The following is a 13,764-nucleotide window of genomic DNA, read 5'->3' on the forward strand; positions in this document are numbered from 1 at the left end:
TCGCGGGCGAAACCCGCAGCGGCGCGACACACGGGTGGGGAAGCCTTTGATTCGAGTGGGTGTCCGCTCGATCCCGTTCGGGATCGCGATCGTCGCGCTGGGATTCGTGCTCAAGTCACCGGGCACGCATGCCGGGCCGTCCGACATCGGGCTGCTCGCAGAGCGCACGACTCTCTCGGTTTTCGGCACCATTCACCCGGCCCTGATCCGGCTGCCGAGCCCGACCGCACAGGCGCCGCTGTCCGGCATTCGCCTCGCCAGCCTGGATCCCGAGATCACCGCCGGCGCCCTGATGGAGGACGACGACCTCGTCGCCGCGCTCGGCGAGCCCCGCCGCGGCGCCTCGTTCGACGAGCGTTTCGCCGCCTTCGATCCCACCGATTCGTTCGAGACCCGCTTCGGCGGCCCGCGCCCGGCGGCCGCCGCCGGCCTACGGCTGGCGAGCGCCGGCAGCGTGCCGGTGACGCTCGGTCGCCCGGCCCAGACCGCCACCGCCCGCCCGATGGGCCGGCTCCAGGAGGCCACCGCGCCGTCCGGCACCGCACCGACCGGCGCCGAGGAGCCCCGTCGTCGCGTCCGTCCGGGCCAGCAGCCGAAGCTCGCGGCGCTGTCGCCGAACGCGCTGCCCTCGCTCACCGAGGACGGGAAGACCGCCATCTACGACATCACCGCCAAGACCGTGTACATGCCGAACGGCAAGCGGCTCGAGGCGCATTCCGGGCTCGGCCCGAAGATGGACGATCCGCGCCACGTGAACGTGCGCATGCACGGCGCGACCCCGCCCAACGTCTACCGGCTGACGATGCGCGAGAGCCTGTTCCACGGCGTGCGCGCACTGCGGATGACGCCGGTCGACCAGAGCAAGATGTACGGCCGCGCCGGCATCCTGGCGCATTCCTACATGCTCGGCCCGAGCGGCCAGTCGAACGGCTGCGTGTCGTTCAAGGACTACCAGGCGTTCCTCGACGCCTATCTGCGCGGCGAGGTGAACAAGATCGTCGTGGTCGAGCGGCTCGACTCGGCACCCGGGGCCACCCAGGTCGCCTCCTCGAACTGGCTCTCCGACACGCTCGGCAAGCTCTTCAAGAGCGACGGCAGCACCGACCAGTACGCCGAAGCCGGCGCCAACTGAGGCGTTCGGTTTCGATCGTGACGCTCCGAGCTTCGTCCCGACCGGACGGGCTCATCCTCGGCGGACTTGCGTGCCGCGGATTTGCGTCGCGTAGGCCCGCACCGCGGCGACGAGGCCGTGATAGCCGGTGCAGCGGCAGAGATTCGACGACAGAACCTCGATCAGCGCCTCGTCCGGAAGATCGGGATGGCGCTCCAGCACGCCGACCACCAGCATCAAGAAGCCGGGCGTGCAGAAGCCGCACTGCAGGGCGTGATGATCGACGAAGGCCTGCTGCAGCGGATGCAGCGTGTCGCCGTCGGCGAGCCCCTCGACGGTGCGGACCGTCCTGTCGTCGGCCTGGACGGCGAACATCAGGCAGGCCCGCACCGGATCGCCGTCGACCAGCACCGTGCAGGCGCCGCAGACACCGTGCTCGCAACCGACATGCGTGCCGGTGAGCCGGAGATCCTCGCGCAAGACATCGACCAGCGTTCGACGCGGCTCGACCGCGACGCGATGCGTCGCGTCGTTGACGATCAGCGTGATCTCGCGCGCTCTCATCTCGGCTCCGCGGAGGCAGGTTCGGCGGCGGCCTTATCGCCGGCGATCGCGCGGACGAGCGCACGCTCGACCACGACGCCGGCGAGGTGGCGCTTGTAGGCGGCCACGTCCTCGTCGAGCTCGGCCGGGGCGATGTGCGCGGCCGCGACCGCGCCGGCGCGGCGGAACAGCTCGGGGTCCGGCGGCGCGCCTTCGAGCACCGCCTCCACCTCGGCGATTCGCCGCGGCTTGCCTTCGACCGCGCCCACCCCGACGCGCAGGTTGCGCATGATCCCGTCCGTCTGCTCGAAGACGACCAGCGCCATCGCCTGGGCATAGTCGCCGGCGCGCCGGCTCACCTCGCAGAAGCCGAAGCGCGTGCCCTCCGGCAGCAGCGGCAGGTGGACGAAGGCCAGGAGCTCGTCCGCAGCGAGCGCCGTCTCCATGGTGCCGCGATTGAAGTCGCTCGCGCCGAGCCGGCGCCCGCCGCGCAAGCTGACGAGCTCGACCTCGGCGCCGAGCGTCTCGGCGACCAGGCACCATTCGGAAGCCGGATCCGCATTGGCGAGGCTACCACCCATGGTGCCGCGGGTGCGGATCGGCCAGTGGGCGATGTGGCGGACGACGTCGGCGAGCAGCGCCCCGAGCGGGCCCGGCTCGACCGGTTCATGAAACGCCGCGTGCCGCACGCAGGCGCCGACGACGAGCGCGCCGTCGCGCGTCGCGAGACCGGCCAGCTCCGGCACGGCGTTGATGTCGACCAGATGCGCGGGCCGGGCGAGCCGCAGCGCCATCGCCGGCACCAGCGACTGCCCCCCGGCGAGGATGCGCCCGTCCTGATCGGCGACGTCCGCCAGCATGGCAATCGCTTCGTCCAGCGTGCGCGGGACATGGTGGACGAACGGCGCGGGCTTCACGGGCGGCCCCGGCGGGGCGGACGGGCGGGAGACGGCATGCGCCGGAGTTTAGCGAAACGGCCGCGCACGGCAAACGCGGGGGACGGCAGCGGCCGTCCCCCGGCTCGTCGTAACGATCAGTGCTCGAGGCCGGTCGGGGTCGGCACGTTCTCGGGCTCGATCTTCATGCCGGACAGCAGCGCCATGGTCTCCATCAGGGCCGCGAAGTCCTTCTCCAGATAGGCGTCCGGATCCTTTTGGAGCTGCGCTGCGCCGAAATGCGTCTGGATCATCTCGCGCGCCGCCGCCGTCACCGGCATGGTCACGTCCATCTCGCGGCCGAGCGCGAGGCCGAGATCCATGTCCTTGCGCATCAGCTCGGGCGTGAAGGTCGTGGTCCAGTCGAGGTTGACCAGCGCCGGCGACTTGTAGGCCGTGAAGGTCGAGCCCATCACGCTGTTGTTGAGGAACTTGAGGAAGGCGCTGCGCGACACGCCCATCTTGTTCACCAGCAGCGTGATCTCGATCAGGTTCTCGATCACGACGCCGAGCATCACGTTGTGGGCGATCTTGCAGACGCGGGCGAGCTCGCCGTCGCCGACGTAGGAGACGCCGTGCGGCGCGATCACGTTGATCAGAGCCTCGGCCTTACGGAACGCCGCCTCCGGCCCGGACGCCACCGCCGACAGCTTGCCGGCCTTGATCACCTTGGCGTTGCCCGACACCGGGCAGGCGACGAACTCTCCGCCGCGCTTCGTCAGCTCGGCGCGGATGTCGGCCGAGGACTCGACCGAGATGGTCGAGCAGTCGACCAGCACGGGCGGCACCTTGGCACCGGTGGCGGCGCCGTTCTCGCCGAAATAGACCTGCTTCAGATCGTCGCCGGTCGACACGATCGAGAACAGCACGTCGACGCCGGCCAGATCGGACGGCTTGTCGACGATCTTGCCGCCGTAGGCGGCGAGCGGCTCGGCCTTGGCCCGGGTGCGGTTCCAGATCGACACGTCGTGCCCGGACTTCACCAGCCGCTCGGCCATCGCGTAGCCCATGCGGCCCATGCCGATCCAGCCGACCTTCTGCGTGTTCTGCGCCATCCTCGTGCTCTCCTCGCTCGTTCTCGACCCGCGCGGTCGGATGCGTTTTCGGGGCGCCGACCGGGTGGCGTGTATCACGTCGACGGGCGTGATACACGGGACGGCACGGCGTGTCGACGACGGCACCGCGGCGATCGCGGCGCGTCTTGTGCGCCGCAGCACGAGCCGTCGTGCAATCGTTTGCATTTCTCATTGCACGCTGCCCGAAGTCATGTCAATCTGCCTGCGAGACGGGCCGCCCTGGGCCCGCGCCGTCGTTCTTCCGGGAGATCAGCATGGACCAGCATCTGCGCGCCATCCGCGCCGAGGACATCGATCCGCGTCACGACTGGGGCCGCGCCTTGCCGGCGCTCGGAACCATGGGGGTCGACTTCGAGGAGCGCGTCGACTACCGCCGCCTGCACCGCTATCGCCTGTCGCGGGCTCGTCAGGCGCTCGAGAACTCCGAGCTCGGCGCGCTGCTGGTCTTCGACGTCAACAACATCCGCTATCTCACCTCGACCAAGATCGGCGAGTGGGAGCGCGACAAACTGGCGCGGTGGGCGCTGCTGACCCGCGGCGGCGAGCCGATCGTCTGGGACTTCGGCTCCGCCGCCATGCATCACAAGCTCTACGCACCGTGGCTGAAGCCGGAGAACTGCAAGGCCGGCCTCGTCGGCCTGCGCGGCACCGTGAACCCGGCCTTCGGCCTGATGGAGAAGCACGCCAAGGAGATCGCGGCGCTCCTGAAGGAGGCCGGCGTCCTCGACATGCCCATCGGCATGGACATCGTCGAGCCGCCGATGATGTTCGAATTGCAGAAGGCCGGCGTGAAGGTCGTCGACGGCCAGCAGGTGCTGCTCGAGGCGCGCGAGATCAAGTCGGCCGACGAGATCGCGCTTCTGAACCGCGCCGCCGCCATGGTGGACGGCGCCTATCAGGTCGTGTGGGACATACTGCGCCCGGGCGTGCGCGAGAACGACGTCGTCGCCGAGGTGAACAAGTTCCTCTACACGCACGGCTCCGACGACGTGGAGGCGATCAACGCCATCTCGGGCGAGCGCTGCAATCCGCACCCGCACAACTTCACCGACCGGATGCTGCGCCCCGGCGACCAGGCATTCTTCGACATCATCCAGTCCTTCATGGGCTACCGCACCTGCTACTATCGCACCTTCAACGTCGGCAAGGCGACGCCGGTGCAGCACGACGCCTACAAGCAGGCGCGCGAGTGGCTCGACAACGCCATCGCCCGCATCAAGCCGGGCGTCACCACGGCGCACATCTGCGAGGTGTTCCCGAAGGCCGACGAGTTCGGCTTCCCGGACGAACTCGCCGCTTTCGGCTTGCAGTTCGCCCACGGCCTCGGCCTCGCCCTGCACGAGCGGCCGATCATCTCGCGTGTCGTCTCGATGGACCACCCGACCGAGATCAAGGAAGGCATGGTGTTCGCGATCGAGACCTACTGCCCGGCCAAGGACGGCTACTCGGCCGCCCGCATCGAGGAGGAGGTCGTCGTCACCGCGACGGGCTGCAAGCTGATCACGCTCTTCCCGGCCGAAGAGCTGCCGATCGCCGGCCGCTGGTGAGGCGCGCGATGGCCAAGAAGACCGCGGAGACCCCCGTGCTCGACCGCAGCAACGACGACATCGGCGAGGCGGTTCGCCTCGAGCTGTACCGCAAGCAGCAGGTGATCCGGCAGGCCGAGCAGCGCGCCTACGACCTGTTCCTGCAGAACCTCGTCAAGGGCACGAGCCACCTCTCACTCGGCCAGGAGGCGATCGCCGCCGCCTTCGGTACCGCGATGAAGCCGGGCGACCTCTCCTTCTGCACCTATCGCGGCCATGCCCACACGCTCGCGCGCGGCGTCTCGGTCGAGAAGATGCTCGGCGAGCTGATGCAGCGCGACAACGGCCTGATGCGCGGCAAGGGCGGCTCGATGCATCTCACCTCGGTCGAGCACGGCGTGATGGGTTCCTACGCCATCATCGGCGCGCATCTGCCGATCGCCTGCGGGGCGGCGCTGACCGCCCAGTACAAGGGCACGGGCGACGTCGCGGTGTGCTTCTTCGGCGACGGCACGACCAACATCGGCGCCTTCCACGAGGCGCTGAACTTCGCGGCGATCTGGAAGCTGCCGGTGGTCTTCGTGTGCGAGAACAATCTCTACATGGAGTACACGGCGATCCACGAGGTGACGGCCGTGAAGCATCCCGCCGCCGATCGCGCGACCGCATACGGGCTCGACCGCATCGTCGTCGACGGCAACGACGCCGACGCCGTCTACCGCACCGCGCAGGCCGCCTTCGCCAAGGCGCGGGCCGGCGACGGCCCGTCGCTGATCGAGTGCCTCACCTACCGGCACAGCGGCCACTCGCGTGCCGATCCCGCCAAGTACCGCCCCGAAGGCGAGCTCGAGCGCTGGAAGGAACGCGACCCGATCAAGATCTACCGCGAGCGCCTGAGGAGCTTCGGCATCGCCGAGAGCGTGATGACCAGTATCGACCAGGAGGTCGCCCGCATGGTGGATGCGGCGACCGAGGCCTGCAAGGCGGCGCCGATGCCGCCCGCCGACATCCTCTTCACCGACGTGTATGCCGATGGAGGCTGGGCATGGCGGAACTGACCTATCGCGACGCGGTGGCCCGCGGAATCGCCCAGGAGATGGCGCGCGACGACGACGTGATCTTCTTCGGCGAGGACGTCGCCAAGGCGGGCGGCGTGTTCAAGGCGACGGTGGGGCTGCTCGATCAATTCGGCCCGATCCGCGTGCGCGACACGCCGATCTCCGAGCAGGCGATCCTCGGCGCCGCCATGGGCGCCGCGATGACGGGCTTGAAGCCGATCGCCGAGATCATGTTCTCGGACTTCCTCGCGGTGTGCTGGGACTACGTGGCGAACGAGTTCCCGAAGAGCCGCTACATGACCAACGGGCAGGTGAAATGCCCGCTGGTGGTGCGCACCGGCAACGGCGCCGGCTCGCGTTTCGGTGCGCAGCACTCCCAGTCGGTCGAGAACTGGTGCATGATGATCCCGGGCCTCAAGGTCGTCGCGCCGTCGAGCCCGGTCGACGTGGTCGGCCTGCTCGCCGCCGCGGTGCGTGACCCCGATCCGGTGATCTTCTTCGAGCACAAGTCGCTCTACGCCGTGAAGGGCGAGGTGCCGGACGGCGAGATCGTCGACACGCTCGGCACCGCGAAGATCCTGCGCCCCGGCAAGGACGCGACCGTGCTGGCGCTGGCCTTGATGGTGCCGCGCGCCCTCGCCGCCGCCGAGACGTTGTCGGCGGAGCACGGCATCGAGGTGGAGGTGGTCGACGTCCGCTCGCTGGTGCCGCTCGACATGCAGACCATCCTCGGCTCGGTCGCGCGCACCCACCGGCTGTTCACCGTGGAGGAGAATCCGCGACTGTGCGGCTGGGGCGCCGAGATCGTGTCGATCGCGGTCGAAGAGGCGTTCTACGATCTCGACGGCCCGCCGGTGCGGATCACGACGCCGCACATTCCGCTGCCCGCCGCCGACGCGCTCGAGGACATGGTGCTGCCGACGCCGGCCCGGATCGTCGAGACGATCCGCCGGAGTCTCGGGAGCTGATCCTGGTCACTCCGGGCCGGCGCGACGCGCCGGCCCGGACTCCAGCCGAGATCTCCGAACTTGCCGCTGGATTCCAGGCTCGCGGCTTCGCAGCGCCCTGGAACGACCGGAAGAATTCGAGGACGAGACATGTACGACAATCTGATCGCCGGGGTTCCGACCGACCTGTGGATCGGCGGCGCCTGGAAGAAGGCCTCGGACGGATCGCGCTTCGACGTGATCGACCCGGCGACCGAGAACGTGATCACGTCGGTTGCGAGCGGCACCGTCGAGGACGCCAAGGCAGCCGTCGACGCGGCCGCGGCGGCCGGCGCCGAGTGGGCGGCGAAGAAGCCTCGCGAGCGCGGCGAAATCCTGCGCAAGGCGTTCGAGCTGTTCACCCGGGAGAGCGAGCGCTTCGCCAAGCTGATCACGCTCGAGAACGGCAAGGCGATGCCGGACTCGCGCGGCGAGGTCGCCTACGCGGCCGAGTTCTTCCGCTGGTTCGCCGAGGAGGGCGTGCGCAATCTCGGCCAGCTCTACAACGCACCCTCCTCCGGCGCCCGCATCATGGTGCAGCACCGGCCGGCCGGCGTCGCGTGTCTCGTGACTCCGTGGAACTATCCGGCCGCGATGGCGACTCGAAAGATCGCGCCGGCGCTCGCCGCCGGCTGCACCGTGGTGCTCAAGCCCGCCTCCGAGACGCCGCTCACCATGCTGGCCCTGATGCCGCTCCTGAAGGAGGCCGGCGTGCCGGACGGCGTCGTCAACGTCGTACCGTCACGCCGCTCCGGGGCCGTCGTCTCGGCGATGCTGCACGACATGCGGGTGCGCGTGGTCTCCTTCACGGGCTCGACCGAGGTCGGCGTGAAGCTGCTGCGCGAGGCGGCCGACAACGTGGTGCGCCCCGCCATGGAGCTCGGCGGCAACGCGCCCTTCCTGGTGTTCGAGGACGCCGACATCGACGCCGCCGTCGACGGCGCCATGATCGCGAAGATGCGCAACCAGGGCGAGGCCTGCACGGCGGCGAACCGCTTCTATGTGCACGAGGCCGTCCACGACGCCTTCGCCGAGAAGCTCACGGCCCGCATGGCCGCGCTGAAGATGGGCAACGGCCTCGACGAGAGCGTCGCACTCGGTCCACTGGTCAACGCCGACACTCGTGACAAGGTGCAGGAGCTGGTCGACGACGCCGTCGCCAAGGGCGCCAAGGTGACGGTCGGCGGCACGCGGCCGGACGGGAAGGGCTTCTTCTATCCGGCCACCGTGCTGACGCATGTCTCCGACGACGCCAAGCTGCTGCGCGAAGAGATCTTCGGGCCGGTCGCTGCGATCAAGACCTTCAGGACCGAGGACGAGGCGATCCGTGAGGCGAACGCCACCGAATACGGGCTCGCCGCCTATCTCTACACCAAGGATCTGAGCCGCGGGCTGCGGGTCTCCGAGAAGCTCGACTTCGGAATGATCGGCTTGAACCGCGGCCTGATGTCGGATCCGGCGGCGCCGTTCGGCGGCATGAAGCAGTCCGGCCTCGGCCGCGAAGGCGCGCACGAGGGGCTGATGGAGTTTCTGGAGACGCAATACGTCTCCGTGAACTGGTGATGCCGAGCAGATGCTCTCTCGTCGTCATGGTCGGGCTCGCCCGGCCATCCACGCCGAGCAGCGTCGAACCGATAGATCGTGGACGCCCGCGACGCGCGCGGGCATGACGACCGTGAGAGTGCGGGGATACACGATGGACATCCTGATGCCGCAGCTCGGCGAGACGGTCGCCGAAGGCAAGATCACCACCTGGTTCAAGCAGCCGGGCGACACGGTGGCGCCCGGCGACAATCTGTTCGAGATCGAGACCGACAAAGTGTCGATGGAGGTGCCGGCGATCACGGGCGGCGTGCTGGCCGAGATCCGCGTGCCGGCCGGCCAGGCCGCGCCGGTCGGCGCGGTCGTCGCGATCCTGTCCGGTGACGGCACCGCCGCGGCGCCCGCGACCGGCGCGGCCGCCAAGACCGGCGCGGCCACCGAGACCGGCGCGCCGCCCGCCGACACCGCGCCAGCCTCCGCCCCTGCCCCCACGCAGGCGCCTACCCAGACCAAATCAGCTCCGCCGGCGGCCCCGGCTCACGCGAGTGGGCTCGTCACGTCGAGCCTGCGCAACGGCCCGCTCGATCCGTTCCATGCGGTTCGCATGCCCGAGAAGAACTTCGGCCCGGCACGGCTCGCCGGTGGCCGCACTATCACGCCGCTCGCCCGCCGTCTCGCCGCCGAGGCCGGAATCGACGTGTCGCGGATCACGGCGACGGGCCCCTACGGTCGCATCGTCGCGCGCGACGTGCAGGCCGCCGTCGACGCCGGCGCCGCGAATGCCGGCACCGCGCTCGCGACCGGACCGAGCGCCGAGCGCGTCAAGGCGCTCTACGAGGCGGGCCGCTACGTCGAGGCACCGGCCGACGGCATGCGCAAGACCATCGCGGCGCGCCTCGTCGAGGCCAAGCAGACGGTGCCGCACTTCTATCTCTCGTGCGACGTGACGCTCGATCGCCTGCTCGCGCTGCGCCAGGAGGCGAACGCCTCGGCCCCGCACGACGGCGACGGCAAGCCGGCCTGGCATCTCTCGGTCAACGACCTCGTCGTCCGGGCGCTGGCCCGTGCCCTCGTCGCCGTGCCGGCCGCCAACGCCGTATGGGCGGACGACCGCATCCTGCGATTCGAGCGTGTCGACATCGGCATCGCGGTCGCGCTCGACGACGGCCAGGGCCTGATCACGCCGGTGCTGCACGACGCGGCCGGCAAGGCGATGAGCGTCGTCGCGGCCGAGACGAAGGATCTGATCGCCCGCGCCCGCGCCAGGAAGCTGAAGCCGGGCGAGTACCAGGGCGGGGTCGGCACGGTGTCCAATCTCGGCATGTACGGCGTGAGGGAGTTCGCCGGCATCATCAACCCGCCGCAGTCGACGCTGCTCGCCGTCGGCGCCGCCGAGCGCCGGCCGGTCGAGGCCGAGAGCGGCGGCATGCGCTTCGAGACCCGCATGACGGTGACCCTCTCCTGCGACCATCGCGTCGTCGACGGCGCGCTCGGTGCGCGACTTCTCGCCGCGTTCAGGCACGCGATCGAGCATCCCACGGGGCTCCTGATGTAACGTCCGGACGCCCCCGTCACCGCCGCACGAAAGCGGCGGGACTTTCGAACGAACAAACTGGAGGAACGGCTATGAGATTCTACAAGACGGCGGCCCTCGCCGGCGCGGCGCTGCTCGCTCTCGCGGCCCCGGTCCTGGCGCAGGGATCATCGGGCAACTGGCCGAGCCAGATGGTGCGTATCGTCGTGCCGTTCTCGGCCGGCAGCGTCACCGACACGCTCGCCCGCATCATGACCGACAAGCTCGCCGAGATCTGGAAGCAGCAGGTCATCGTCGAGAACCGCCCCGGCCTGCCGGGCACGACGAGCGTCGCCAAGGGCCAGGCCGACGGCTACACGCTGATGCTCACGTCGAACGGCCACACCATCGCGAAGACGATCAACAAGAACATCTCCTTCGATCCGGTGGCCGACTTCGCCGGCGTGACCAAGATCGCCTCGGTCCCGATGGTCGCCGTGGTGCCACCCGATCTTCCGGTGAAGAACCTCGCGGAGTTCATCGCGCTCGCCAAGGAGAAGCCCGGCAAGCTGAACTTCTCCTCCGCCGGTCTCGCCTCGACCACGTTCCTCTCGGCCGAGGTGCTCAAGCAGGCCGCCAAGATCGACGTCCAGCACGTCCCCTACAAGGGCACGCCGGAGGCGACCACGGCGGTGATCCGCGGCGATTCGCAGCTCTACTTCACGCCGATCCCGCTCGCCCAGGAGCTCACCGCGGGCAACAAGGTGCGAGCGATCGCCATCAACTCCGGCACCCGCAGCGATCAGATGCCGGACATCCCGACCGTCAAGGAGACGGTGCCGTCCTACGACTACGACTCGTGGTTCGCCGTGCTGGCGCCGGCCGGCACGCCGAAGGACGTCATCGCCAAGGTGAGCCGCGACATGGCGACCGTCCTGAAGATGCCGGACGTGGTCGAGAAGCTGAAGCAGCAGGGCGCCGTGCCGGCACCGACCTCGCCCGAAGCACTCGACGCCCAGGTCAAGCGCGAGGTCGAGCTCTACGCGAAGCTGCTGCAGGAGGCCGGCGTCGCAGCGAAGTGATCACGTGTGTCGAGTGATCGGCCCTCCGGCCGCCCGCCCCTGCCCTCAACGCGCCGCGGCGATCCCGCGGCGCGTTTTTCCTTTCACGGCCGCCACGCCGGTCGAGGCGCGGACGACCAATTCGACCGGAAGTACGATCCGAAGCGGACGCGTCCGCCGCGCCGCGCCGCCCTCGATCGCCTCGATCAGCAAGCGCGCCGCCTCCCGGCCCGCCTTGTACTGCTGGACTCGCACGGTCGTCAGCGCCGGCACGAAGCGGTCCGCATAGGGCATGTCGTTGAAGCCGGTGACCGAGACGTCCTCGGGGCAGCGCAGGCCGTAGCGACGCAGCACGTCGATCACGCCGACGGCGAGACGATCGTTGGCGCACAGGATCGCCGTGAAGTCGCTGGTGCGGGCGAGCAGCGCCTCGGCGCACCGCGCGCCCTCCTGCTCGTTGAATCCGTCGGCGAATACCATCAGCCGCTTGTCGAGCGGCAGCCTGAGCTCCCGCCGGGTCGCCTCGAACGCCTCCCAGCGCGTGTAGCCGGTCGAGATCGTGCGCGGCCCTGCGATGTTGGCGATGCGTCGGTGCCCGAGCGAGACGAGATGCGTCAACGCATGGCGAATGCCCGCGCGCTCGTCGAAGATCACGCAGGGCGCGACCGGCTTCTTCGTCTCGCGGAACACCGTGACGACCGGCACGTCGCCGATGCGCGGAATGAGCTTGTCCTCGAAACGGCTGCTCGCGAGCGCGAGCCCGTCGACGGAACGGGCCAGCATCGAGGAGACGATCTCGGATTCGCGCCCTTCGTCGCCGTCCGTGTTGGCGAGCACGACGGCGTAGCCGCGCTCGCTGAGCACGTCCTCGACGCCGCGGATCATCGGCGGGAACACCGGGTCGGTGATGTCCGGCACGACGATGCCGATCGTCCGAGAGCGGTTGGTGCGCAGCGAGGCGCCGGCCGCGTTCGGGCGGAAGCCGAGCTTCTGCGCGACCTCGCCGATCTTGGCGACGACGTCCGGAGAAATGAGATGACAGGTCTTGGGGTCGAGCGCGCGCGACACCGTCGACACGTGGACGCCGACGATCCGGGCGATGTCGCTCATGGTCGGACGGCTGCGCATGTCCGGTTCGCCGTGGCCCCGTCGTCGTGACGGGGAGTGGCGAAGATAGTATTTGCACGGTCGAGGCGACGCAATGCAATCCTTTGCATTACGGAGGGCGCCGCGACATCGGCCCGGCGCGCTGCGGACCGGACCGAGATTGAACGCCCCGACTTGGAGCGCCCCGATTTGGAACGGACCGACTTGGAACGCGACGCCACCGAACCGCGGCGCCGGTCAGTCGGCCTTGATGCGGCCGTCGCGGACCAGATTGCGATACTTGGCATGCTCGCGCGCCGTGTAGTCGGCGAGCTCGCGGCGCGTGCCGGTGCCCGGCGTCACGCCGACGCTGCGCAGCCGCTCGATCACGTCGGGCGCCGCGAGAGCCTCCTGCAGCGCGTCGCTGAGCGTCGCGAGGATCGACGTGGGCGTCCGGCGCGGCGCGAACAGCGCGTACCATCCGTTGACGTCGAGATCGGCGACGCCGAGCTCGGCGAAGGTCGGAACGTCGGGGAAATCGGGATTGCGTCGCTTCGCCGAGATGGCGATGGGGCGCACCTTGCCGCCGGTGATCAGCGGCGTGGCATTGGTGGTCGAATCGAAGATGACGTCGAGCCGCCCGGCCATCAGATCGAGAATGTGCGCGCTGCCGCCCTTGTAGGGAACATGGACCATGTCGAGCTTGTTCTTCAGGCAGAAGCTGACGCCGGCCATGTGCAGCGGCGAGCCGTTGCCGGACGAGCCGTAGGTCAGGCGGCCGGGATTGGCCCTGGCCGCCTCGATCAGATCCGTCAGCGTCCGGTAGGGCGAGCCGTCGTGCGTGATCGCGACCACGGGCGCCGTGCCGATCAGCCCGATCGGGGCGAAGTCGTCGACCGGATGGAAGTCGGTCTTGACCAGCAGCGGCGTCACGGCATTGGAGGCGAAGCCGCCGAGGAACAGCGTGTAGCCGTTCGGCACGGCGCGAGCCGCCTGGCTCGCGCCGATCAGCGTTCCGGCCCCGGGCCGGTTGTCGACGATGATCTGCTGCTTCAGTCGGTCGGCGAGCTTCTGGCCGATCAGGCGCCCCAGCATGTCGTTGGCGCCGCCGGTCGGATACGGCACGATCAGGGTGATGGGCCGCGTCGGCCAGGCCTCCACGGCCTCGCCGTCGTCGGCTCCGACCAGCGGCCACGTCAGCGCCACGGCGACACCGATCATCGCGGCCCGTCGGCTGCCGGACGGAGACGCCTCGGATCGGGTCGCCGAGGTTACGGATCGCCGACCCGCGAGGTTCGTCGACACGAGGATGACACCGGTCGATCTC

Annotated in this window: 12 protein-coding genes; 7 read left to right on the forward strand and 5 right to left on the reverse strand. The window is 69.5% G+C overall.

The features are described 5' to 3' along the window. The first annotated feature begins 55 nt into the window (after positions 1 to 55). Positions 56 to 1,132 carry a DUF2778 domain-containing protein gene (locus tag ACFSOX_RS06695; RefSeq protein WP_378477021.1) on the forward strand — a complete coding sequence of 359 codons (1,077 nt, stop codon included), beginning with the start codon at positions 56 to 58 and terminating at the stop codon, positions 1,130 to 1,132. 51 nt (positions 1,133 to 1,183) lie between these two features. Here ACFSOX_RS06695 and ACFSOX_RS06700 read toward each other — a convergent pair whose 3' ends face one another. The 3 genes from ACFSOX_RS06700 to ACFSOX_RS06710 all read right to left on the reverse strand — a co-directional run bounded on the left by ACFSOX_RS06700 (position 1,184) and on the right by ACFSOX_RS06710 (position 3,830). After that, a complete protein-coding gene (locus tag ACFSOX_RS06700; RefSeq protein ID WP_378477022.1) occupies positions 1,184 to 1,675 on the reverse strand; it encodes a (2Fe-2S)-binding protein in 492 nt (163 codons plus the stop codon). After that, a complete protein-coding gene (locus tag ACFSOX_RS06705; protein WP_378477023.1) occupies positions 1,672 to 2,571 on the reverse strand; it encodes an FAD binding domain-containing protein in 900 nt (299 codons plus the stop codon). Before ACFSOX_RS06705 ends, ACFSOX_RS06700 begins: the two co-directional genes overlap by 4 nt. A gap of 116 nt (positions 2,572 to 2,687) precedes the next feature. After that, positions 2,688 to 3,830, reverse strand: coding sequence for an NAD(P)-dependent oxidoreductase (locus ACFSOX_RS06710; RefSeq protein ID WP_378477024.1), 1,143 nt, complete (start codon positions 3,828 to 3,830; stop codon positions 2,688 to 2,690). Between the two features lie 89 nt (positions 3,831 to 3,919). Here ACFSOX_RS06710 and ACFSOX_RS06715 point away from each other — a divergent pair, with 89 nt between their 5' ends. The 6 genes from ACFSOX_RS06715 to ACFSOX_RS06740 all read left to right on the forward strand — a co-directional run bounded on the left by ACFSOX_RS06715 (position 3,920) and on the right by ACFSOX_RS06740 (position 11,372). Next, positions 3,920 to 5,212 (forward strand): M24 family metallopeptidase, encoded by a 1,293-nt coding sequence (locus ACFSOX_RS06715; RefSeq protein WP_378477025.1) that lies wholly within the window; start codon positions 3,920 to 3,922, stop codon positions 5,210 to 5,212. 8 nt (positions 5,213 to 5,220) lie between these two features. Then, positions 5,221 to 6,249 (forward strand): thiamine pyrophosphate-dependent dehydrogenase E1 component subunit alpha, encoded by a 1,029-nt coding sequence (locus ACFSOX_RS06720; protein ID WP_378477026.1) that lies wholly within the window; start codon positions 5,221 to 5,223, stop codon positions 6,247 to 6,249. After that, the gene (locus ACFSOX_RS06725) at positions 6,237 to 7,217 is read left to right on the forward strand and encodes an alpha-ketoacid dehydrogenase subunit beta (protein ID WP_378477027.1); all 981 of its coding nucleotides are present in this window, start codon (positions 6,237 to 6,239) and stop codon (positions 7,215 to 7,217) included. The genes ACFSOX_RS06720 and ACFSOX_RS06725 overlap by 13 nt, the downstream gene beginning before the upstream one ends. Before the next feature lie 129 nt (positions 7,218 to 7,346). Then, complete coding sequence (locus tag ACFSOX_RS06730; RefSeq protein WP_378477028.1) at positions 7,347 to 8,798, forward strand: NAD-dependent succinate-semialdehyde dehydrogenase; 1,452 nt, start codon at positions 7,347 to 7,349, stop codon at positions 8,796 to 8,798. Between the two features lie 103 nt (positions 8,799 to 8,901). Next, on the forward strand, positions 8,902 to 10,332 hold the full coding sequence (locus ACFSOX_RS06735; RefSeq protein ID WP_378477029.1) for a dihydrolipoamide acetyltransferase family protein: 1,431 nt from the start codon (positions 8,902 to 8,904) through the stop codon (positions 10,330 to 10,332). Between the two features lie 71 nt (positions 10,333 to 10,403). Next, positions 10,404 to 11,372 carry a Bug family tripartite tricarboxylate transporter substrate binding protein gene (locus ACFSOX_RS06740; RefSeq protein ID WP_378477030.1) on the forward strand — a complete coding sequence of 323 codons (969 nt, stop codon included), beginning with the start codon at positions 10,404 to 10,406 and terminating at the stop codon, positions 11,370 to 11,372. A 45-nt stretch (positions 11,373 to 11,417) separates the two neighbouring features. Here the strand turns inward: ACFSOX_RS06740 and ACFSOX_RS06745 are convergent, their stop codons facing one another. Both ACFSOX_RS06745 and ACFSOX_RS06750 read right to left on the reverse strand, forming a co-directional pair. Continuing rightward, a complete protein-coding gene (locus tag ACFSOX_RS06745; protein WP_378477031.1) occupies positions 11,418 to 12,479 on the reverse strand; it encodes a LacI family DNA-binding transcriptional regulator in 1,062 nt (353 codons plus the stop codon). A gap of 216 nt (positions 12,480 to 12,695) precedes the next feature. After that, complete coding sequence (locus tag ACFSOX_RS06750; RefSeq protein WP_378477032.1) at positions 12,696 to 13,658, reverse strand: Bug family tripartite tricarboxylate transporter substrate binding protein; 963 nt, start codon at positions 13,656 to 13,658, stop codon at positions 12,696 to 12,698. Positions 13,659 to 13,764 lie beyond the last annotated feature (106 nt).

The organism is Rhodoplanes azumiensis (assembly GCF_042682915.1).
Lineage (GTDB): Bacteria > Pseudomonadota > Alphaproteobacteria > Rhizobiales > Xanthobacteraceae > Rhodoplanes > Rhodoplanes azumiensis.

Excerpts from the sequence above, each read along its gene's own strand:
- ACFSOX_RS06700 (WP_378477022.1), bottom strand. The coding sequence starts at position 1,675 with ATGAGAGCGCGCGAGATCACGCTGATCGTCAACGACGCGACGCATCGC.
- ACFSOX_RS06710 (WP_378477024.1), bottom strand. The coding sequence starts at position 3,830 with ATGCAAACGATTGCACGACGGCTCGTGCTGCGGCGCACAAGACGCGCC.
- ACFSOX_RS06715 (WP_378477025.1), top strand. The coding sequence starts at position 3,920 with ATGGACCAGCATCTGCGCGCCATCCGCGCCGAGGACATCGATCCGCGT.
- ACFSOX_RS06720 (WP_378477026.1), top strand. The coding sequence starts at position 5,221 with ATGGCCAAGAAGACCGCGGAGACCCCCGTGCTCGACCGCAGCAACGAC.
- ACFSOX_RS06725 (WP_378477027.1), top strand. The coding sequence starts at position 6,237 with ATGGCGGAACTGACCTATCGCGACGCGGTGGCCCGCGGAATCGCCCAG.
- ACFSOX_RS06730 (WP_378477028.1), top strand. The coding sequence starts at position 7,347 with ATGTACGACAATCTGATCGCCGGGGTTCCGACCGACCTGTGGATCGGC.
- ACFSOX_RS06735 (WP_378477029.1), top strand. The coding sequence starts at position 8,902 with ATGACGACCGTGAGAGTGCGGGGATACACGATGGACATCCTGATGCCG.
- ACFSOX_RS06740 (WP_378477030.1), top strand. The coding sequence starts at position 10,404 with ATGAGATTCTACAAGACGGCGGCCCTCGCCGGCGCGGCGCTGCTCGCT.
- ACFSOX_RS06745 (WP_378477031.1), bottom strand. The coding sequence starts at position 12,479 with ATGCGCAGCCGTCCGACCATGAGCGACATCGCCCGGATCGTCGGCGTC.
- ACFSOX_RS06750 (WP_378477032.1), bottom strand. The coding sequence starts at position 13,658 with ATGATCGGTGTCGCCGTGGCGCTGACGTGGCCGCTGGTCGGAGCCGAC.